Source organism: Bradyrhizobium sp. MI1.10, from assembly GCF_055811035.1.
Genome location: NZ_JBVVPN010000047.1, coordinates 24,010 through 45,432 on the forward strand (window position 1 = coordinate 24,010; position 21,423 = coordinate 45,432).

Here is a 21,423-nt window from a genome sequence, read left to right on the forward strand (position 1 = left end):
GCCACGCCCAATCCGCACTTAAATGAGAGAATAGAGCAGCGAGATTCGAGGGCGCAACATGACCACGACACCGCACCGCGTCGTCATTGTCGGAGCCGGCTTCGGCGGGCTGGAGACGACCTACCGGCTCGCCGGCAGCCCGGTCGAGATCACGCTGATCGACCGCCGCAACCATCATTTGTTCCAGCCGCTGCTTTACCAAGTCGCGACCGCCTCGCTCGCGACCAGCGAGATCGCCTGGCCGGTCCGGCACCTGATGCGCGACCGGCGCGATGTGACGACGCTGTTTGCGACCGTCAGCGGCGTCGATGCCGACAGGCGCTGCGTGCTGATCGACGATGGCAGCGAGGTGCCGTACGACACGCTGGTGCTCGCCACTGGCGCGCGGCACGCTTATTTCGGCCACGACGAATGGGAGCAGTTCGCGCCCGGCCTGAAGACGCTGGAGGACGCGACCACCTTGCGCCGTCATATCCTGGTGGCGTTCGAGCGCGCCGAGCGCGAGACCGATCCGGCCAAACGCGCGGCACGGCTGACTTTCGTCATCGTCGGCGCCGGTCCAACGGGCGTGGAGCTCGCGGGGACCATCGCCGAGATGGCGCACCACACCTTGCCAGCCGACTTCCGCAATATCGACACCAACAAGGCGCGGGTGGTGCTGATCGAGGCGGGTCCGCGCGTGCTCGCAGGCTTTCCCGATGATCTCTCGGCCTATGCGCAGGCCTCGCTGGAGAAAATCGGCGTCGAGGTCGTGCTGGGACAGGCCGTCACTGAGATCGACCGCGACGGCGTGGTGTTCGGCGGCGAGCGGCTCGATGCCAAAACCAAGATCTGGGCCGCCGGCGTCCGTGCCTCGCCCGCCGCGGAATGGCTGGGCGCACCGGCCGATCGCGCCGGACGCGTCCAAGTGGAAGCCGATCTCACCATCCCCGGTCATCCAGAAATCTTTGCGATCGGCGACACCGTTTTGATCAACGCCTGGGACGGCAAGCCGGTGCCCGGCATCGCGCCGGCCGCCAAGCAGCAGGGCCGTCACGTGGCCGAGACCATCAAGGCCCGGCTGCGCCAGGAGCCGACCGGGCCGTTCCGCTACAAACACTCCGGCAGCCTCGCGCAGATCGGCAAGCGGCTCGCGGTGATCGATTTCGGCCGCATCAAGCTGCGCGGCACCATCGCGTGGTGGATCTGGGGCATCGCCCACATCTACTTCCTGATCGGCTTGCGCCACCGCCTCAGCGTCGCGCTGAGCTGGCTCTGGATCTACGCCCGCGACCAGCGCGCCGCGCGGCTGATTACGCAGGGAAGCAGCAAGGTGGTGTAGCTTTTTCTTCCTTCTCCCCTTGCGGGAAAAGGTGGCGCGAAGCGCCGGATGAGGGGTCTGTCTCAGCGCGCTCGAAAGAGAATGACTCGCGGAGAGAACCCCTCACCCGGCTTCGCTTTGCGAAGCCACCCTCTCCCACAGATGGAGAGGGTGCAGCGGCGCTCGCGGCTACATCACTACTTCACCAACCCGCACCCACCTTCCGCCAACGGTCGAAACGCCTGCTCCGCAGAGATCGTCGAGACCAGCTTGTAATAGTCGTACGGATATTTCGATTCCTCCGGCTTCTTCACCTCGAACAGATACATCGGATGCACGACGCGGCCGTCCTGGCGGATCGTGGTGTCGCCGAACAGCTTGTCCTTACCCCTAAACTTCTTCATCTCGGGCACGGCGTCCTTGGCGTTGTCGCTGCCGGTCGCGGCGACCGCGTTGAGATAAGCGAGCGTGGATGCATAGACCCCGGCCTGGTTGCCGCTCGGCATCTTGCCGTTCATGCCGGGCCGCGCGGCGAACCGCTTGGCGAAGGCGCGGGTGTCGTCGTTCATGTCCCAATAGAACGCTTCCATGAGCTGGAGCCCTTGCGCGACCTTGATGCCCATGCCGTGGACGTCGTTGATGAAGAGCAGGAAGGCGACGAGCTTTTGTCCGCCCTGCTGGATCCCGAACTCAGCGGCCTGCTTTACCGCGTTGATGGTGTCGCCGCCGGCATTGGCGAGCCCGATCACCTGCGCCTTCGAGCCCTGCGCCTGCAACAGGAAGGAGGCAAAGTCGGAGGTGCCGAGCGGGTGCTTGCTGGAGCCCAACACCTTGCCGCCATGCGCTTCGATGTATTTCTGGGCTTCCGCCTCGATGCCCTTGCCGAGTGCGTAGTCGACCGTGAGAAAATACCACTCCTTGCCGCCGCGCGACATCATCGCCGCCGCCGTGGTGTTGCCGGTGGCCCAGGCGTCGTTGACCCACTGGATGGTGTTGGGCGAGCAGGCCTTGCCGGTGAGATCGGAGCTCGCGGTGGACGACGCAAGAAACGTCATGCGGCTGTCGCGCAGCAGCGTGTTGATGGAGAGACCGACGGCCGAGTTCGGCACGTCGACGATGGCGTCGACACCCTCGACATCGAGCCATTTGCGCGCGATGGCGTTGCCGACATCGGCCTTGTTCTGGTGATCGGCATAGACGATGTCGACCTTGATGCCCTTGCCGCCGCCGTTGAAATCCTCGGCAGCCATGCGCGCGGCCTCGACCGAGCCCATGCCGTTGGTGTCCTGGAAGATGCCTGAGATGTCGTTGAGCACGCCGACGCGCACGACATTGTCCGAAATCTCGGCATTTGCCGCGCCGCCAATCAGGCTCGCGGCCAGCGCAAGCGTCCACTTCAAGTTCTTCATTGTTCCCTCCCCTGTCGTATTTGTTGTTTTCGATGCCGGTCGCGTCAGGCCGGCGTGATGCTCACGGGCAGGCTGTCGAGCCCGCGCAGCGTGTTGTTGAAGCGGCGCTTTGGCTCGCCCGTGATCTCGATTTTTGCGATCCGTCGGGCCAGCGCCGCGAGCATTGTCTCGCCTTCCAGCCGCGCGACCAGCTGGCCGACGCACATGTGAATACCTGAGCCATAGCCAACATGGCCGGACGTGCGGCGGGTGATGTCGTAGCTGTCAGGCTTGTCCCAGCGCCGCGGATCGCGATTGGCAGCCGCCAGGAACATCAACACCTTCTCGCCCTCACCGATGGTCGCGCCTGACAGTTCGACCTCGCGCGTTGTCGTGCGGAAGAAGGTCTGCACCGGGCTTTCAAAACGAACGGCCTCCTCGAAAGCGTTGCGCGCCAGGGTGGGATCGCCACGCAGGCGCTGCCACTGCTCCGGAAAGCGCGCCAGGCAATACACCGCAGCACCGATGCCGTTGACCGTGGTGTCGAGGCCCGCCGACAGCAGCGAACGCACCAGCAGCGGCGCTTCGGTGGCGGTGATGGCACCCTCGTCGACATGGGCGTGGATGCAGGCGCCGATGCCGCCGGGCGTGAGGTTGTCCCGCTGGCACTGCTCGGTGACGTAGGCCTGGTGCGGCGCCGAGCGCGCGATCGCTTCCTGGCGCAACTGGTTCGGCGGGCCGAAGGCGTTGAACACGACACTGGCATAGGGAATGAGATTCTCGCGCCCCTCCGGCTTCAGCCCGAGCGCATCCGGGAAGATCGACAGCGGATAGGCCTCGGCGAGGTCCGTGATGGCATCGAAGCTGCGCTTCTCCAGCAGCGCGTCCACACGCTGTTCCGCTACCGCGGCAAAGCGGTCGCGGAGCCCCTTCATCACCGTCGGCGACAGCACCTTTGAGAGCACGGCGCGGGTACGGGTGTGCGCGGGAGGATCGGCTTCGAGGATCAGGCTCGGCGGCCGCCACGGCGTCTCCTTTTTGAAATCGGCGAGACCGACGCCGCGGCTGGAGCAGAACGTCGCGGGATCATTCAGCACGGCATGAACCTCGGCATAGCGCGCCACGCCATAGACGTTCCACTTGTCGAGATAGACGACAGGTCCCGCCTCCCGCAGCAGCTCATGCGTGGGATAGGGATCGGCGAAAAAATCCATTGCGAAAGGATCGACGTCGAGATGCGGGACGGCCGACGAACCGTTAATTTCCGGGGAGCTGGATGTGCTCATGGAAGTCCTCCCTCATTTTGAACTTGTGAAAGTGCGGCGCTTACCCTTAGGTCTCCAGACACGCCGCGAGACAGAATCCCGATATGCCGCCGTCTTCGACCAGAGCCCGCCAAAAACCTGCGCACGCCGAGACGGGACCGACGCTCGATCTCGACCGCTACGTCCCCGCGTTCATCACCTTCATCGCCAACAAGCTCTCGAACAGCGCCACCGCGTTCTATCAGCGGCAGTTCGGCGTCAACGTCACGGAATGGCGGATCATGTCGCTGCTGGCGATCGAGCCCGGCATCCCCGCCTCGCGCATCTGCCACGTCATTGGTTTCGACAAGGGCCCGGTGAGCCGGACGCTGGCTGGCCTTGAAAAGCGGGGGCTGATCTCGATCCGCACCGATCCCAACGACGGGCGCACCCATTCGATCTCGCTGACGGCGAAGGGCCGCGCCATCCATGACAAGGTGATCGTCGCGGCCTTCGAGCGCGAACGGCGCCTGTTGTCCTGCCTGGACAAGGGCGAGCGCGAGGTTCTGATCGACCTGTTGCGCCGCCTGCACGAAAATCTCGGCGCAGTGACCGGCAGCACCGAGACCTGACCGGCTACGCAGCCGGCGCCGACCTCTGTCATGTCCAGGCACGCGCCGGCATTCGCCCGCGGCACCCTCTCTGCCGAGCATTGCTTCCTCCAGGATCCGACGCGGCGGTTCCTTCCGCCGTCAGTCTTTATCTGGAACGCTTCGCATAAATTAGTTGCTTAGGCAACAAAAGAATCGTGCAGAATGATGCGGCAGGTGGGCTGGCGTATTTAGGCTTGCTCAACTCTCGTGTCCCGGGCGCGCTGCAGCGTGAAACGCTGCTGCGCAGAGCCGGGGCACGAGAGCTGCTAGCGCAGGCGTGGACGGGCTATCTGACGCAACCGATCCACTCGCCCGGCGCATCGTGATCCAACCGCGCTACCGCATCGGCACGTCGCGTCAGCACCGCGCGCTGGTTGATGTAGCCCTTGTCGGTGATCTCGCCGCCGTCCACCGACGGCGGTTCGACGAGTAGCAGGGCGCGCGTGGCGTGGCCGGAGGAGTTGGCGCCGTGTTGCTTGAGCTTCGCCAGACCCTGCGCGATCGCGGCTCTGACCTTGTCATGCGCAAGCACGTCGTTGACGCCTGCGGTCTCAGGCAGGCCGGCATGCGCGCGGCACGCAGCGATGTTCGGAAACACCAGGAAGCGCACCTCGTCGCCGCCATGGCCGGTGATGACGATATCCTGCGCGAGCGGCGCCAGCGCGGCGATGCCGGCGAGGCGCAGCGTGCCGACGCTGACCCAGGTGCCGGAATTGAGTTTGAAATCCTCCGCGACGCGACCGTCGAAGAACAGGCCGCGCTCGGGCCGCTTCGCATCGGCGAACTTCACGGCGTCACCGATGAGATAAAATCCCTCGTCGTCGAACGCCTGCCTGGTCAGCTCCGGCGCTTTCCAATAGCCCGGCGTGACGTTGGGGCCGCGCACGCGCACCTCCAGCTTGTCGCCCGAGGTGACGAGCTTCAATTCGGTGCCGGGGATAGGCACGCCGATGTTGCCCGAGCGTTCCGCGAGGAAATGGCAGTCGGTGGCCAGCGGCGAGGTCTCGGTCGAGCCCCAGGCCGAGACCATCGGCATCGCGCGGCCAACAGTCTTGACGGAGAGTTCTTCGAGCGCGTCCCAGAGATTCTGCGGCAACGCGGCACCGGCGTAGAACGCGAATTTCACCTCGCTGAAGAAGCGGCGACACAGTTCCCCGTCGCCGCGCAGCGCCGCGATCAGCATGTCGAAGCCGCGCGGCACGTTGAAATAGACCGTCGGCATCACGCTTCTGAGATTGGCGAGTGACATCGCAAACAGACCGGGCGCCGGCTTGCCGCCGTCGATATAGAGCGAGCCGCCATTGCGCAGCACGAGATTGAAATTGTGGTTGGCGCCGAAGGTGTGGCTCCAGGGCAGCCAGTCGAGAATGACGAGATCGTCGCGCCCCTGTTCGAGAAACGTCCAGGTCTGCGCCTTGGCCTGCTGGCTCGACGTCAGCATGCGCTGGGTGTTGATCACGGCTTTCGGCGTGCCGGTCGAGCCCGAGGTAAACAGGAATTTCGCGATCGTATCGGGCGTCACTGCGGCGAAGGCCGTTGCGACGTCGGGGCTCTCCGGCGTTGCCGCGATGGTGCGAAAGGCCAGCGCATCGGCATCGTCTGAATTGCCGCTGATGATCTGCGCGCTATGCAGCGGTTTGATCGCGGCCAGCGCCGCCGCAAACGGCCTCGTCGCGGAGACATAGATCGCGGCGGGCTCAAGCAGCGTGATCATGCTCTTGAGCTTGTCGAAATCCTTGGACATCAGCGAATAGGCCGGCGAGATCGCCGCCGAGGGCACGCCGACATGCTGGGCCGCCAATGCCAGCAACGCATGATCGATGCTGTTGTCGGAGAGGATCGCGAGCGGGCGCTCCGGACTGAGACCTTGCGCCAGAATCCAGGACGCTGTCGCGCGCACCTGCCGGAGCGCCTGCGCATAGGTGACGGTGGTCCATGGCGCTTCGGCACTGCTGCGCTCCGCGAGGAAAATCGTATCAGGCCTCTGCCGCGCCCATTGCTCCAGCCAGTCGCCGACGCAACGCGCGCCATCGCGCAGCGGCTCGGGCGAGCGCAGCACGATGCTGCCGTCGGCGCGATGCTCGGCAACGGTTCTGGGTGTCGCGAACAGGCTCGAAGCATCACCGCGAGGGGCGGCTGTCATGGTTTCCTCCTCGCCCGGGAGCCGGGACCGACCGCAGCCTCGTCGGGACCGCGTTGGCCAGCATGTTGGCCACGACAATTGTTGGGGCGCAAGCTCGGGCCCGGTGAGCTGCCCATTATTTGCGCAAATGCCCGTAACAGGGCGCTGACACGCAGGCCAGCCGGCGCTCGAAATATCCCCCAAGCCACTGATCTCTCGATAACATCCGCAGCACTTGTCCTGCCCGGATTCTGTACACAATGGCACATCGCTTGCTTCGATCCGGGTGAAGAGACGTAGCCGGAGTTTGTCGCCATGAGGGCTGAAATGGGGGCTGAGCAGCCTGAAACGATCGCCGCGATCGTGGCCGCGCACCGCGCGGGCACGCTCACGCCGGCGCAGACGGTCGCGCGCACCTATCAGCGCATCCGCGACCACAACGATCCCGCCGTCTTCATCAGCCTGCGCGACGAAAACGACGCGATCGCGGAAGCCGAGAAGCTCGTCGCGAAGGAGGCCGCCACGCTGCCGCTCTACGGCGTGCCGGTCGTGGTGAAGGACAATATCGACGCGCTGGGATTTCCGACCACCGCGGCGTGCCCGGCCTTCTCGTACATCCCGACACACGATTCGACCGCGGTTGCGCGGCTGCGCGCCGCCGGCGCGATCATCATCGGCAAGACCAATCTCGACCAGTTCGCGACCGGCCTTGTCGGCGTGCGCTCGCCCTATGGCATCCCCAGAAACGCGATCCGTGAGGACCTCATTCCCGGCGGATCGAGCTCGGGATCGGCTACCGCCGTCGGCGCCGGGCTGGTGCCGCTGTCGCTCGGCACCGACACCGCCGGCAGCGGGCGCGTGCCGGCGATGCTCAACAACATCGTTGGTCTGAAGCCGAGCCTCGGCATGATTTCGACCGCTGGCCTGGTGCCGGCCTGCCGGACGCTGGACTGTATCTCGGTGTTCGCGCTGACCGTGGACGACGCCGCGCTGGCGCTCTCCGTGATGGCGGGTCCCGACCAGGCCGATCCGTTCTCGCGCGACCGGCCGCTTGGCGCGATCACCCCGCTCCCGGCAAACCTGCGCCTCGGCGTGCCCCGCAGCGGACAGCTGATCTTCTTCGGCGACAAGAAGGCGGAAGCGGCTTACGCTGACGCGTTGAAGCGCTGGATCGCGCTTGGCGCAACCCTCGTCGAGTTCGACCTCGAGCCATTCTACGAGACGGCGCGGCTGCTCTACGAAGGACCGTGGGTCGCCGAGCGCTATCTCGTGATCCGCGACCTGCTGGCGTCCGCGCCGGATGCGATCCATCCGGTGACACGCGAGATCACTGCTGCCGGCGCGCGGCTGACGGCGGCGGAGACCTTCTCCGCGCTCTATCGCCTGCAGGGCCTGCGCAAGATCGCCGAGCGAACCTTCACCAATATCGACGCGCTGGTGCTGCCGACGGCGCCGACGGCCTATACGACCGCGCAGGTGCTGGCCAATCCGATCGAGCTCAACAGCCGGCTCGGCACCTACACCAATTTTGTGAATCTGCTCGACCTCTGCGGTCTCGCGCTGCCGGCGGCGATGCGCGCCGACGGCATCCCGTTCGGCATCACGCTCCTTGCACCCACGGGCCACGACGCGCTGCTCGCGAGCATCGGACGCGTGTTTCATGCCGATACCAAACTGACGCTTGGCGCAAAGGGCGTGGCGCAAGCAGCGCTGGCGCCGCTTGCCGCAAACGGCATCGACGAGATTCCCATCGCCGTGGTCGGCGCGCATCTGTCCGGCATGGCGTTGAACGGCGAGTTGAAAGCGCTGAACGGCCAGCTGATCGAGGCGACCAGGACCGCGGCGGACTACAAGCTCTACGCATTGAAGACCACGCCGCCGAAGCCGGGCATGCTGCGCGTCGAAACCGGCAAGGGCGCGTCGATCGAGCTGGAGATCTGGATGCTGTCGTCGTCCGCCTTCGGCAAGTTCGTCAACGCGATTCCCGCGCCGATGGCGATTGGCACCGTGCGGCTGGCGGATGGCCGCAGCGTGAAGGGATTTCTCGTCGAGCCCGAGGTGCTGGGCGAGGCGCGAGATATCACGGCTTATGGTGGATGGCGGAAGTTTATGGCGGAAGCCGCTACGGCATAGTTCTCGTAGGGTGGGCAAAGCGAAGCGTGCCCACCATCACCGTCAGCTTGGGTAGATGGTGGGCACGGCGCTTTGCGCCTTTGCCCATCCTACGGCACCGTGCGCGCGGCCCTACACCGACACCGCGTAGATCTCGTACTCCCCGCGCACCAGCTCGATATGCGCGCGCATCGCGGCGGCGGCGCCCTGCTTGTCGCCGCGCATGATGGCGACGACGACGCGGTCGTGCTCGGCTTGCGACTTTGCCAATCGGCCGAGGTTGCGGAACTGGGCGCGACGAAACGGCTGCACGCGCACGCGCGTCGCCAGCGTGATCTCGGCGATGTAGCCGTTCTGCGATCCCGCATAGATCGCGTTGTGGAAGCGCTCGTTGACCTCGTGGAAGCGCTCGGGATTGCCGGCGTAGCTCAACACCCGCAGCTCTTCGTGAATGGCTTCGAGGCCGTGACGCTCGGCAGCTGACATCCGTTCGGCGGCAAGACCCGCGCACAGCGCTTCCAGCTCCGCCATCGCCTCGAACATGCCCGTCAGCCGTTCGAACGAAGGCTGTGCCACCACCGCGCCGCGATGGGCGCGTGCTTCGACGAGGCCGCTTGCCACGAGCTGGCGCAGCGCTTCCCGCACCGGCGTGCGCGAGACGCTGAAGCGGCGCGCGATGTCGGTCTCGTCAAGCGGCGCGCCGGGCGGCAGAGCTCCGCGCACGATCTCGTCGGCGAGCTGCAGGCGCAGCTCCTCGGCGCGCGTGATTTTGTGAGCTGATGGTGACGCCCGGTCGACACGCGGCACCGCCGGATCGGCCGGCAGCGCTCCGGGCGGAAGATCGTCAAGCGTCATACGGTCAGGTCTCTTTCGACTCGTCGATGATGCTGACATGGGCGGCGACGACGCGCCAGCCCTCCGGGAATTTTACCCAGGTCTGCATCTGCCGGCCGACCTTGCCCGGCATCGTGTCGCGATAGAACAGGGTGGAGGCGACCGCCGTGTCGCGGCCATAGCTGGTGATCACGGTTTTCGCGGTGCGGCGATTGAGGCCGACCGGCGAGCGCCCGGCGCGGAATCCGGAGATCGCCTCATAGCCGTAGAGATTCTCGCCGATGCCATAACGCAGCGTGCGGGGATCGTTGCGGAAGAGCTCGCCGAGCACCGCGACGTCGTTGGTGATCAACGCCTGCTCATAGCGATCGAACGCGGCTTTGACGTCCGCGATCACGTCGGGGAGATCGATCTCCATCTCAAAATCCTTTTGCGCTGGGCGCGGCGGCGACGCCCATCTTCTCCAACGCGTATGCGACGCGCAGCGCGATGTCCTCGCGCCATGGCGCGGCGATGATCTGCACGCCGATCGGCAGCGGTTCGAGCGGCACCGGCACGGCAACCACAGGCAGGCCGATGAAGGAGATCGGCTGGGTGTGGATGCCGATATTGGCGCGCACCGGCAGCTCGACGCCGCCAAGATTGAAATTGATCTGGCCGAGTTTCGGCGCGGTGCACGGCGTCGCCGGTGCGATCAGCACGTCGACCGACTTGAATATCTCGGCGAGTTGCGTTCGATACCAGCGGCGGAATTTTTGCGCGCGGTCGACCAGCGGCGCCGGCACCATAGCGCCCGCGATCAGCCGGTCGCGCACGGCGGGATCGAAATCGTTCGGCCGCTTGCGGAGCCGGTCGAGATGCAGCGAGGCGCCTTCCGTGGTGGTGATGACATAGGCCGCCGCGCGGGCGCGCGCGGCTTCCGGCACGTCCACCACGCGCGTTGCGCCCAGCGCCTTGGCGACGCGGCTGACGGCTTCGACGGCTTCCGGAAACAGATTCTGCTGGAAGTACCCGCCGGCGATTGCGATGCGCAGGTCCGAAACCGGATTGGCGAGCAGCGGCAGCGTCGGCTCCAGACCACGTGTGGTGGTGCAGGCGGCGTCGTCCGCATCCGGCCCCTGCATCGCGTCGTAGGCGAGCGCGAGATCGGTGGCGGAGCGCGCGAACGGGCCGAGATGATCGAGGCTCGCGACGAACGGGAAGGAGCGCGCACGCGAGAGCCGGCCATAGGTGGGCTTCAGGCCGAAGATGCCGCAGAACGAGGACGGCACGCGGATCGAACCGTTGGTGTCGGAGCCGAGCGCGATCGGCACCAGCGCGCCGCCGACGGCGCTGCCGGATCCGCCGGAGGAGCCGCCGCTCATCCGCGTGGTATCATGCGGATTGCGCGAGGGACCGTCATGGACGTTCTCGCCGGTGAAGTCATAGGCGTATTCGCCCATGTTGAGCGCACCGACGAGCACGGCGCCAGCCGCTTCCATACGCTCGATCAGCGTGGCATCGCGCGTCGCGGGCGCGCGGTCTCGGTTTATCTTCGAGCCGGCGCGGGTGGCGAGGCCTGCGACGTCGAATAAATTCTTCACCGCGAAGGGCACGCCGGCCAATGGGCCGACGGTCTTGCCGGCGGCGATGTCGGCATCGATCGCGCGCGCTTTGGCGCGGGCGCGATCGGCGGTGATGTCGGTGAAGGCGTTGAGGATGGTGTCGTGCTGCTTGATACGCGCAAGCGCTGCTTCGGTCGCATCGAGCGCCGACATCTTGCGGCCCGCAACCGCGCTCGCGATCTCGGAGGCCGTCATCTCTGGCTTGGTCGTCATGGCGGCGTCAGACCGTGAAGACGGGCGCCGGCTCGGTCTCATCCGGCAGCGCGAATTCGTCGACGAAGCGGCCGAGCCGTAGCGAGACCTCGAGATTGGCGCGAATGGACGACCTCCATGCTTCCTCGACAGGCAACGCCAACGCTTTCGTAACAGCGTCGATATAATCGTCCAGCGGTTCGGCCATCACGCTCCCAAACAAGCTCTCAGTGTGCGCCCAGTGTCTGCAGCGGCGGATGCGGGATCGCCGTCAACAGCTCCTTGGTGTAATCGTCCTGCGGATCGCTCAAGACCCTCTCGGAAGATCCTTCCTCGACGATTCGACCCGACCGCATGACAATGACACGATCGCACAGCAAGCGCACTACGTTCAAATCATGCGAGACGAACAGATAACTCATACCTAGCCGCGCCTTGAGGTCCTGGAGCAGATTGAGGACCACCGCCTGGACCGAGACGTCGAGCGCGGCGGTCGGCTCGTCCAGGATGACGAGTTTCGGGTGCAGGGCAATGGCGCGGGCGATGCCGACGCGGGCTTTCTGGCCGCCCGACAATTGGTGCGGGAAGCGATCCAGCAGATTGTGCGGCAGGCCGACCATGGTGGCGAGCTCCTCGCAGCGGGCGCGGAGCGCGTCCCGCCCCCTGATGTCGCCAAGCTGCATGATGGGATCGGCGATGGCACGCACGGCGGTGAAGCGCGGGTTGAGGCTGTCGGTCGGATCCTGGAACACCATCTGGATGCGGCTGCGCTGCGGCAGCCGGGCAAAGCCGGCGGGCGCGATGGCGCCGATGTCCTCGCCGTCGAACTGGATCAGGCCCGAGGTCTGGTCCAGCAGCCGCATCACCATCATCGACGTGGTCGATTTGCCGCAGCCGGACTCGCCGACCAGGCCGACGCTCTCGCCATGGCCGACCGTGAAGCTGATGCCGTCGACCGCGCGGAACACATCCGGCTCGACCGGCGGCTTGCGGCCGAACAATTTTCCGAGCGTGGCGGTCGCGCCCTGGCGGGGATATTCCTTGACCAGCTTGTCGATGAGGAGAAGAGGCGTCTTCTCCCTCTCCCCGTCCTTCACGGGGAGAGGGTTGGGGTGAGGGGCTGCTTCCGCGGACACGGTGCTGGGAGAGGCAAGAGTCTCCTCCTCCGGCAACAGATCCCGCAGGCTCACGCCCAGCCGCGGCGTCGCGCGCATCAGCTTCTTCGTGTAGGGGTGCTGCGGGTTGGCGAAGATGTCGGCGGCCTTTGCGGTCTCGACCACCCGGCCCTTTTCCATCACCACGACGCGGTCGCAATAGGCTGCGGCGAGGCCGAGATCATGCGTGATCAGGATGGTGGACATCGCCTTGCGCTTGGTCAGCTCGACGATCAGATCCATCACCGCCTTCTGCGTGGTGACGTCCAATCCAGTCGTCGGCTCGTCCGCAATCAGCAGCTGCGGATTGCAGGCAAGCGCGAGCGCGATGACGACGCGCTGGCACATGCCGCCGGACAATTCGAACGGATACGCGTGATAGCGCTCGCGCGGGCGGGCGATCTTGACCTGCTCCAGCGCCTCGATCGCCTTTTCGCCGCGGTCCGAGACCATGGCCTGCTGCACATGGGTGCGCAGCACGTCTTCGATCTGGTCGCCGACCTTCCGGATCGGGTTGAGCGCGGCGCGCGGGTTCTGGAAGATCATCGAGACTTCGCGACCGCGCAAATCGCGCATCTGGTCTTCGGTCGCGGCCTTGACGTCGATGCCCGAGAACATCACCGAGCCCTCGGCGATCCGCCCTGCACGATCGAGAATGCGCATCACGGCATAGGAGGTCACCGATTTGCCGGAGCCGGACTCGCCGACGATCGCCAGCGTCTCGCCCTTGGCAACGGAGATGTTGACGTGCTGGACGGCTTTGACGATGCCGCGGCGGGTGGTGAATTCGACCGTGAGGTCCTGGACGTCGAGCAGCGGCTGGGCGGTCATGGGTGCCTCCCAAACAAAAACGTCGAAAACAACCCCATGCACAGTAGAACGGGATTGAAATCATTGGAGAATTTTGAGCAAAAATTTGCGCGGAATCCAGCCATCACGTCCTCCGCTGGGGGTCGACGATGTCGCGCAGGCCGTCGCCGAGGAGGTTGAAGCAGAACACGGCGATCATCAGAGCGAGGCCCGGGAATAGCGCGATCCACCATTCGCCTGACACCATGAAGCCGGCACCTTCGGCGACCATGATGCCCCATTCCGCCGTCGGCGGACGGACGCCGAGGCCGATGAACGAGAGACCGGCGGCATTGAGGATGGCGTAGCCCATGGTCAGCGACATCTGCACGATCATGATCGGCATGATGTTCGGCAGGATATGCACGAGGAGAATGCGGAATTCGCCGTTGCCGGACAGCCGCGCGGCCTGCACGAAGCCGGCGTTGCGGCGGACATTGGCTTCGGCGCGCGCAACGCGGGCGTAGAGCGGAAAGTTCACGATTGCCGTGGCCAGGATGATGTTCTGCACGGTATTGCCGAGGGCTGCGACGATGCCCATGGCGAGCACGAACAGCGGGAACGCCATGATGGTGTCGGCGATGCGACCGACGATGCGATCGGTCCAGCCGCCGAAATAGCCGGCCGCGATGCCGGCGAGCCCGCCCATCAGGAACACCAGGACGACCGAAGCGACCGCGATGAACGTATCGAGCCGCGTCGCCACCACGACCCGGCTGAAGATGTCGCGGCCCAACTGGTCGGTGCCGAACCAGTGCGCGGCCGACGGCGGCTTCAGCGACGCCGCGGTGTCGGACGCCAGCGGGTCATACGGCACCACATAGGGGCCGAAGATCGCGGCAAGGAGGATCACGATCAGCAGTGCGAAGGCAAAACCGGTGACCTTGTTCTCGCCGAGCACGTAGCGGGTCTGGTCGAGGAGCGCGACGAATCCCGAGGTCCGCGCGGGACCGACAGGTTCAACAGCAGGCGCAACGGTGCTCATTGTGTCCCCCTACCCTTCCAAGCGCACGCGCGGATCGATCACCCCATAAAGAATGTCGATCACGAGATTGAGCAGCACGTACATGACCGCCATGGTCAGCACGAAACCCTGCACCGGAGCAAAGTCCGACGAGATCAGCGCTTCGACCGCATAGGAGCCGATGCCGGGCCAGGCGAACACTTTCTCGACCAGCACGTTGGCGCCCAGCAAGAAGGAGAACACCATGCTCAGCGTGGTGATGACGGGGAGCATCGCGTTGCGGAAGGCGTAGGTGACGATGACGGTCGCCGGCGACAGGCCGCTGGCGCGCGCGGTACGCACGAACTCCGACGACAGCACCGCCAGCATCGAGGCGCGCGTCATGCGCGCGATCGGCGCCAGCGAGAAGATCGCAAGCGTCGTCGCCGGCAGGATGAGCTGGCTGCATGCCGAACGGAACGCCTCGAAGTCGCGTGCGATCAGGGTGTCGATCAGATAGAAGCCTGTGACCGTCGGCGGCGCGCTGTAGAACACATCGAGCCGGCCGAGCGGCGCGGGCGACCAGCCGAGCCGGAAATAGAAGACATAGACCAGCACGAGACCGGTGAAGAATACCGGCAGCGAGACGCCGGCCGTCGTCGTGATGCGACAGAGATGATCGACCCACGATCCCGGCCGCGTCGCCGCCAGCACGCCGAGAGGGATGGCGATCACGATCGAGACGATGAGGCCGAGCAGCGTCAACTCGGCGGAGGCCGGCAGGCGGTTGCGGATCTCGGCCGCGACCGGCTGGCCCGTCGTGAGCGAGTTGCCGAAATCGCCATGGGCGAGATCGTTGGTGTAACGGAAGAACTGTTCAATCAGCGGCTTGTCGAGGCCGAGCTTCTTGCGGATCTGCTCGACGGCTTCCTTCGTCGCGGCGGGGCCGGCGAAATAGGCGGCGGGATCACCCGGCAGCGCGCGGGTCAGCAGGAAGGTGACGATGACGACCCCGATCAACGAGGGAATCGCGAACATCAGGCGCTTGCCGATCATGGTCAGCATGGGGTGCTCCTCCTGGGCTGCGCTGGTGAGCACGCTCGCGCGGCTCGCTCCACTGCGTTCCCTCCCCCCTTGTGGGGGAGGGCTAGGGAGGGGGGTGGCTCCGCGAGAGGTCTGAGGTTGTGGCTACCCCTCTCCCCAACCTCGAGAGCGAGCTTCGCTCGCCTCGGACCCCACAAGGGGGGAGGGAGCCCGAAGAGCGTGCTCACCTCACTCTGAAGGACAGCGCCCGCCATCCGCCCTCACCCCTTCGCCATCGCGCGATAATCCAGCCTCCGGTGGAACCAGTATTGGTAGCCGCTGATGTTCTTCTGCATCGCGACGTTGACGAACGGCTGGTACAGCGGGATGCGCGGGATGTCGCTGTAGGCGAGGTCGACGAAGCCCTTCACGTCGGTGTCGTAGGTCGCGGTGTCACCGGTGGCGGCGGCTGCGCGTGCGCCGTCGATCAGCTTGTCCATCTCCGCCGACTTGTAGCTCATGGTGTTGAAGACGGAATTATTGCCGTGATAGCACCAGTAGAAGAAGTATTCGGGGTAATCGAGCCAGCCCGAGAACACGTTGGTGAAGAGCGGCATCTCCTTCTTGTTCAACTCGGTGCGCCAGTTGGCGCCGGGCACCTTGTTGATGGTGGTCTTGATGCCGATCTGGGCCAGGCTCTCCTGCACCAGCACGCAGAGCGGCTCGTTGACGCCCGCGAAATTCAGGTCGAACGAGATCGTGGTCTCGAAGCCGTTGGCGTATCCGGCCTCGGCCAGCAGCGCTTTCGCCTTGTCCATGTCGGTATTGTATTTGTGCGGCTGCGGCCAGGCGACTTCGGTCGGCTTGTCCTTGGCAGCCCCGAACATGGGATTGGCCAGCCCGAACATCACCGCGTCCATGATCTTCTGGTAGGGAATCGCGTAGGCGACCGCCTGACGCACTTTGGGATTGTCGAACGGCGGCTTGGTCACGTTCATGCCGATATACTGGATGCCGTTGGAGAAAGGCAGCGACACCACGTTGAGCTTGCCGCTCGCCTTCATCTCCTGGAAATCCTTGAACGGCAGCTCGTAGGAAATGTCGGCGTCGCCGCGCTCCAGCAGCGCGCGACGGTTGCCGGCCTGCGGCACCATGCGCCAGATCACACGCTTGATCTTAGGCAGCGGGCCGCCGACCCAGTCGTCGTTGCGCTCCATCACCACTTCGGTGCCGGCTGTCCACTTCGTCACCTTGTAGGCGCCGGAGCCCGCGGTCTGCTGCTTGGTGTACTCAAGACCCCACGGATCTTTTTCGCTGGCATTTTTCTTCACCAGTTCGGAATTGATGATGCAGGGCACGATCACCGCGAGATCGGGGATCGTCAGCTTGTCCTTCTTCAGGAAGTCGACACGCACCGTGTAGTCGTCGATCACGACGAACTGCTCAGGCTTGGTCAGCGAGCCCGCGCTCATCTGGAAGGTGGGGAAGCCGCCGACGCTGACGGCGCGGTCGAGCGACCACTTCACGTCCTTGGCGGTGACAGGCGCGCCGTCGTGGAATTTGGCGTTCTTCTTCAGCTTGAAGGTGACCGACATGTCGTCGATCTTGAAGTCCTCGGCGAGCTCGCCCTTGAACTTGTCGCGGTCGTAATAGGGCACGCCGCCGGGGCCGGTCTTCATCTCGTGGCTGAGCAGGCGATCGTAACAATTCCAGGACACCTCGTAGCCGGGCACGTTGGTGCCGACGCCGTGGATGTCGAGATTGTTGGGGCCGCCTTCCGAGACGATCAGCAGCGTCTCCGAGCGCGCATCGGCTTTGGCCGACGAGATCACGGACGGCATGGCCGGAAGCGCCGCGCCTGCGGCCAATCCGGAAACGGACTTGAGGAAATCGCGGCGCTTCATGAAATGGCTCCAACACAAAGTTTTCTGGTTGGAACTGGATTCGCAAGGTTCGTGCCAAGGCTTAAGGAGCGTTTAAACCAGCATAAGCCACTGATATATCTACATGAAACAGCCATTGACCGGACCGTCGATCAAGGGCCAATCATTTGGGGCGTTGCATACAAAGATGCGCATTTGCTCATAAAATAAGCTGAATTGAGCTTCGCTTGTTTGGCGGGCGGCTTATTGAACCGCCGTCGTCCTGGCGAAAGCCAGGAGCCATTACCCCAGGGAGAAGTTGCGGCGCGAAGCTGGCAACCACGAGTCTTCGCAAAACCCCGCCCTGGGGTAAGGGGTCCTGGATCAGCGCTGCGCTTGTCCAGGACGACAGCGTTGATGAGGTCGGCAGCGGTGAATTACTCTGCCCAGATCAGCTCCTGCAGCTCGACCAGATCGTTCGCCTTGTCCTGCCAGCCCTCGATGCAGATGTGGCTGTTGAGGTCGCTGGCGCGATGCAGCAGCATCAGCGCCATCAGGCGGCGCTTGAGCGCGAAGTCGGGCTTGGCGTAGCCAAAGCCTTCGAGCAGGCTGCGCACCCTCCCCGGCCGGCCCGCTGCCATGAAGGCGCTGGGGCCGAGCAGATCGTAGTCGCGCCATCCCGCCAGCACGTCGCCGAAGTCGAAGAGCCCGGCGAGCGACCATTGGCCGTCGTCGCAGGCGAGCAGGAAGTTCTCCGGAATGTATTCGCCGATCAGGATCACCGGCGGCGCATCCGTCGGAATCAGTTTTGCCGCATCACGCAGGAGATCGTCGAGGCCGGCGAGGAATTTCGGCGCAAGACCGAGACGCGTGTGGCGCGCCTTGCAGCCCTGCATCTGGGCGCGCACGAAGTCTTCCCAGCGCGGCTGGATTTGCGCGAGCGGGCCGAGCGGAGCGCGCTGCACGGACGCGATGGTCTCGCCGATCTGGCGCAGCACGCGTTCCTTCTGCGCTTCAGGTGATTGCGGCCAGGCCTCCGAACCAAGCGTGCCGGCAAGGCGTGTGACGACGAGATAAGGCCAGCCGTCGCGCTCGCCTTCGGCGACGATCTCGGGGATCGGCAGATGGAGGCGGCCGGCAAGCTGGGTCAGCGAGCCGTGCTCGGAGACGAATTGCGCGCGGAGCAGCGGCGGGAAGATTTTCAGGATCAAGCGATCGCCGAGCCCGACCACGAGATTGGTGCCGGTGGTAAACACGTGCGGCGCGCTGACATCGAGATCGTGGCTGCGGGCGATGTCGAGCGCGACGGAGAGCCATCGCGGAGGGTCGGCGCGAAAGGCGCGAAAGCTCTCGGCGTCGGCGAAGTGGGGGAGTAACATCGACATCGTAACCTAATGCATTTCAAGAGTAGTTTCCCCGCGGCCCATCCTTCGAGACGCCCGCTTTGGCGGGCTCCTCAGGATGAGGACGGAGTGCGCGACAACAATTTTGGCGGGCAGCGAAGCCGCTTAGCCTCATCCTGAGGAGACCGCGCCAGCGGGCGTCTCGAAGGACGAGGCGTGCGCTCAGCGCCCGCTACCGATCCGGGCTGGCGCGTTCGAACTGGCGCAGGATTTTGTTGCCGCGTTCGACCGCGGCATCGAGCGCGGCTTGCGCGCTCTTGCGGCCGGCAAAGGCCTGCTCCAGCTCGTCCTCGATCGCGCCGCGGATCAGCACGAAGGAGCCGAGCCGGATGCCTTTCGAATTCTCCGTCGGAGGATGCAGCGTGATCTCCTCGAACGAGATCGCCGAGCCGGGATTGCGCTCGTAAAAACCTTGCGCGCGCGTCAGCTCGAAGGCGGCGCGGGTCACAGGCAGATAGCCGGTGTTCTGGTGCCACGCGGCCTGCACGCCAGGCTGCGAGAGGTAAGCGAAGAATCGCGCCACACCCTTGTATTCCTCGCGCGGTCGATCGCGCAGCACCCAAAGTGTGGCGCCGCCGATGATCGAGTTCTGCGGCGCGCCCTTCACGTCGGGCCAATACGGCATCAGGCCGTAGCCGATCTCGAACTTCGAATTCGCCTTGATGTCGGCGCGCGTCGCCGAGGAGCCGATGAAGATGCCGCATTCGCCGTTCTGGAAGCGCGGCTCGGCCGACTGGCCGCGGCCGCTGTAGTCGAACACTTTGGTCTTCTGCCACTCGCTGAGCTCGGAGACGTGACGCACCAGAGACGGATTGTTGATGGTCAACTCGGCATCGAGCGCGGCGAAGCCGTTGGTCCGCGTCGCCAGCGGCAGATTGTGGAAGGCGGAGAAATTCTCGACATGGATCCAGGACGGCCAGGACGTGGTGAAGCCGCACGCCGCGCCGCGATCGCGCAGGCGTTTCGCAGCAGCACCAAGCTCCGGCCAGGTCTTCGGCGGCGTCTCCGGATCTAGCCCTGCGTCGCGGAACATGGTCTTGTTGTAATAGAGGATCGGCGTCGACGAATTGAACGGAAAGGACAAAAGATTGCCGGCCGCATCGGTGTAGTAGCCGGAGACGGCAGGAAGGTAGTCATTTAGCGAGAACGGCTCGTTCATGTCCCGCATCAGGCTGAACACGGGATAGATCGCGCCCTTGGCCGCCGTCATGGTGGCGGTGGCGACCTCGTTGACCTGGACGATCGCGGGCTGGCTGCGCGAGCGGAAGGCGAAGATCGCGGCCGTCACCGTCTCGGTGTAATTGCCCTTGTAGGTCGGCACCACGCGATAGTCCGGCTGCGAGGCGTTGAAGTCGGAGGCGAGCTTCTCGAGCTGCCGGCCGAGCTCGCCGGACATGGCGTGCCACCACGCGATGTCGGTCGCGGCACGCACCGGCGCGGCCAATGAGAGGACCGCAAAGGCGGCGACGACCTGCAAAAGGCGCGATGCTGAAGTCACGATGGCTCTTTCCATGCCGCACGACGAAAGCGGCTGTCCCTGCTTAAGGCGCGGCATTTGCGGTTTCAACCGGGAATGAGCCCCGGCCGCGCCGCACAATCACGCCGCTGCGCCGGGCGGGATGGCCTTCCCACGACCATCTGCTAGATTGCATTGAACCTTTTCCTCCCGCCATAGACTCCACCACTGAGGGGTTGAGTGTGCCAGTGTTGAACCGTGCCGAACGCTCGCGGACCGGGGTGGTTTTCGTCGCGCTTCTGATCGCCATCTGCGCGACGGGAGCCGCTGCGCGCGAATTCCGCGCGGCCGACACCCAGACCGAGGATTATCCGACCGTGCAGGCGCTGCGCTACATGGGCGCCCTGATCGCCGAGCGCAGCGGCGGCCGGCACGAGGTCAAGGTGTTTCACTCCCGCCAACTCGGCGAGGAGAAGGAGACCATCGAGCAGACCCGGGTCGGTGCGATCGACCTCAACCGGACCAATGTGGCGCTGATCGGCAATTTCGTCCCGGCGATGAACGTGCTGGCGATGCCGTTCCTGTTCCGGTCCATCGAGCACATGCAGAAGGTGCTGGACGGGCCGATCGGCAGCGAGATCCTCGGCAGCTTCGAGCCATATGGCTTCGTTGGCCTCGCCTTCTATGATTCCGGCGCGCGGTCGATCTACAACGGCGTCCGGCCTGTGCGGGGTGTCGCGGACCTCAAGGGATTGCGGATCCGGGTGCAGCAGTCGGAGTTGATGAGCCAGATGATCCGCGCGCTCGGCGCGGAGCCGGTCGAGATGCCCTATGGGCAGGTGCTCGCCGGACTTGCCAACCATTTGATCGACGGCGCCGAGAACAACTGGCCCTCCTACGTGACGACGGACCATTACAAGCATGCCGGCTACCTCGCGCTCACCGAGCACACGATGAGCCCCGAAGTGCTGGTGATCTCGCTGAAGGCCTGGAAGAGCCTGTCGGCCGACGACCAGACCATCTTCAGGGAAGCCGCGCAGCGCTCCAGCCGGTTCATGCGCGAGAAATGGCGCGACCTCGAGGAGCAGTCGCAGCGCAAGGCGGAAGCAGCGGACGTCACCATCGTCAGGGATATCGACCGCAAGCCGTTCGAAGACGCGATGGTCGCGATCTACGCCAAGGCCGGGCAGGATCCGGCCGCGGCCGCGCTGATCGAACGCATTCGCAAGGTGGAGTGAGGCCACTTGCCCGGGCTTGGACACAGCGAGCACGCAGACAGGTCGC

General features: G+C 65.0%; 17 protein-coding genes. 4 read left to right on the plus strand and 13 right to left on the minus strand.

Going from position 1 to position 21,423, the window contains the following annotated elements; genetic code table 11:
* Window positions 1–58 precede the first annotated feature (58 nt).
* The gene (locus AC0L3K_RS33555) at window positions 59–1,321 is read left to right on the plus strand and encodes an NAD(P)/FAD-dependent oxidoreductase (protein WP_354127032.1); all 1,263 of its coding nucleotides are present in this window, start codon (window positions 59–61) and stop codon (window positions 1,319–1,321) included.
* A gap of 176 nt (window positions 1,322–1,497) precedes the next feature.
* On the opposite strand, the gene AC0L3K_RS33560 is transcribed toward AC0L3K_RS33555, so the two are convergent.
* On the minus strand, window positions 1,498–2,709 hold the full coding sequence (locus AC0L3K_RS33560) for an ABC transporter substrate-binding protein (RefSeq protein ID WP_007597950.1): 1,212 nt from the start codon (window positions 2,707–2,709) through the stop codon (window positions 1,498–1,500).
* A 44-nt stretch (window positions 2,710–2,753) separates the two neighbouring features.
* The gene (locus AC0L3K_RS33565; protein ID WP_354162194.1) at window positions 2,754–3,974 is read right to left on the minus strand and encodes a cytochrome P450; all 1,221 of its coding nucleotides are present in this window, start codon (window positions 3,972–3,974) and stop codon (window positions 2,754–2,756) included.
* An 83-nt stretch (window positions 3,975–4,057) separates the two neighbouring features.
* Here AC0L3K_RS33565 and AC0L3K_RS33570 point away from each other — a divergent pair, with 83 nt between their 5' ends.
* Window positions 4,058–4,564, plus strand: a complete 507-nt coding sequence (locus AC0L3K_RS33570) for a MarR family winged helix-turn-helix transcriptional regulator (protein WP_354200162.1) — start codon at window positions 4,058–4,060, stop codon at window positions 4,562–4,564.
* A 307-nt stretch (window positions 4,565–4,871) separates the two neighbouring features.
* On the opposite strand, the gene AC0L3K_RS33575 is transcribed toward AC0L3K_RS33570, so the two are convergent.
* Window positions 4,872–6,728 carry a feruloyl-CoA synthase gene (locus tag AC0L3K_RS33575; RefSeq protein WP_473367618.1) on the minus strand — a complete coding sequence of 619 codons (1,857 nt, stop codon included), beginning with the start codon at window positions 6,726–6,728 and terminating at the stop codon, window positions 4,872–4,874.
* Between the two features lie 306 nt (window positions 6,729–7,034).
* Between AC0L3K_RS33575 and atzF the strand changes: the two genes are divergently transcribed.
* Complete coding sequence (atzF, locus tag AC0L3K_RS33580) at window positions 7,035–8,840, plus strand: allophanate hydrolase (RefSeq protein ID WP_473367623.1); 1,806 nt, start codon at window positions 7,035–7,037, stop codon at window positions 8,838–8,840.
* 111 nt (window positions 8,841–8,951) lie between these two features.
* Here the strand turns inward: atzF and AC0L3K_RS33585 are convergent, their stop codons facing one another.
* The 10 genes from AC0L3K_RS33585 to ugpB form a co-directional block, all read right to left on the minus strand.
* On the minus strand, window positions 8,952–9,674 hold the full coding sequence (locus tag AC0L3K_RS33585) for a GntR family transcriptional regulator (RefSeq protein ID WP_219678988.1): 723 nt from the start codon (window positions 9,672–9,674) through the stop codon (window positions 8,952–8,954).
* A gap of 4 nt (window positions 9,675–9,678) precedes the next feature.
* Window positions 9,679–10,071, minus strand: coding sequence for an oxalurate catabolism protein HpxZ (hpxZ, locus tag AC0L3K_RS33590; RefSeq protein WP_007597958.1), 393 nt, complete (start codon window positions 10,069–10,071; stop codon window positions 9,679–9,681).
* A gap of 1 nt (window position 10,072) precedes the next feature.
* Window positions 10,073–11,470, minus strand: a complete 1,398-nt coding sequence (locus AC0L3K_RS33595) for an AtzE family amidohydrolase (protein WP_219678982.1) — start codon at window positions 11,468–11,470, stop codon at window positions 10,073–10,075.
* A 7-nt stretch (window positions 11,471–11,477) separates the two neighbouring features.
* Complete coding sequence (locus AC0L3K_RS33600; RefSeq protein WP_007597962.1) at window positions 11,478–11,657, minus strand: DUF4089 domain-containing protein; 180 nt, start codon at window positions 11,655–11,657, stop codon at window positions 11,478–11,480.
* A 19-nt stretch (window positions 11,658–11,676) separates the two neighbouring features.
* Window positions 11,677–13,434, minus strand: a complete 1,758-nt coding sequence (locus AC0L3K_RS33605) for a dipeptide ABC transporter ATP-binding protein (RefSeq protein WP_007597964.1) — start codon at window positions 13,432–13,434, stop codon at window positions 11,677–11,679.
* 103 nt (window positions 13,435–13,537) lie between these two features.
* Window positions 13,538–14,437: an ABC transporter permease gene (locus AC0L3K_RS33610; RefSeq protein ID WP_354127039.1), complete on the minus strand. Its 900-nt coding sequence runs from the start codon at window positions 14,435–14,437 to the stop codon at window positions 13,538–13,540.
* A gap of 9 nt (window positions 14,438–14,446) precedes the next feature.
* Window positions 14,447–15,460: an ABC transporter permease gene (locus AC0L3K_RS33615; protein ID WP_106941332.1), complete on the minus strand. Its 1,014-nt coding sequence runs from the start codon at window positions 15,458–15,460 to the stop codon at window positions 14,447–14,449.
* Window positions 15,461–15,699: 239 nt separating this feature from the next.
* Window positions 15,700–17,322 (minus strand): ABC transporter substrate-binding protein, encoded by a 1,623-nt coding sequence (locus tag AC0L3K_RS33620; protein ID WP_354200165.1) that lies wholly within the window; start codon window positions 17,320–17,322, stop codon window positions 15,700–15,702.
* 395 nt (window positions 17,323–17,717) lie between these two features.
* Window positions 17,718–18,665: an aminoglycoside phosphotransferase family protein gene (locus AC0L3K_RS33625; protein ID WP_473367619.1), complete on the minus strand. Its 948-nt coding sequence runs from the start codon at window positions 18,663–18,665 to the stop codon at window positions 17,718–17,720.
* 190 nt (window positions 18,666–18,855) lie between these two features.
* Complete coding sequence (gene ugpB, locus AC0L3K_RS33630; protein WP_354127110.1) at window positions 18,856–20,196, minus strand: sn-glycerol-3-phosphate ABC transporter substrate-binding protein UgpB; 1,341 nt, start codon at window positions 20,194–20,196, stop codon at window positions 18,856–18,858.
* 185 nt (window positions 20,197–20,381) lie between these two features.
* On the opposite strand from ugpB, the gene AC0L3K_RS33635 reads away from it, so the two are divergent.
* Complete coding sequence (locus AC0L3K_RS33635; protein ID WP_354200167.1) at window positions 20,382–21,377, plus strand: TRAP transporter substrate-binding protein; 996 nt, start codon at window positions 20,382–20,384, stop codon at window positions 21,375–21,377.
* The last annotated feature ends 46 nt before the right edge of the window (window positions 21,378–21,423 follow it).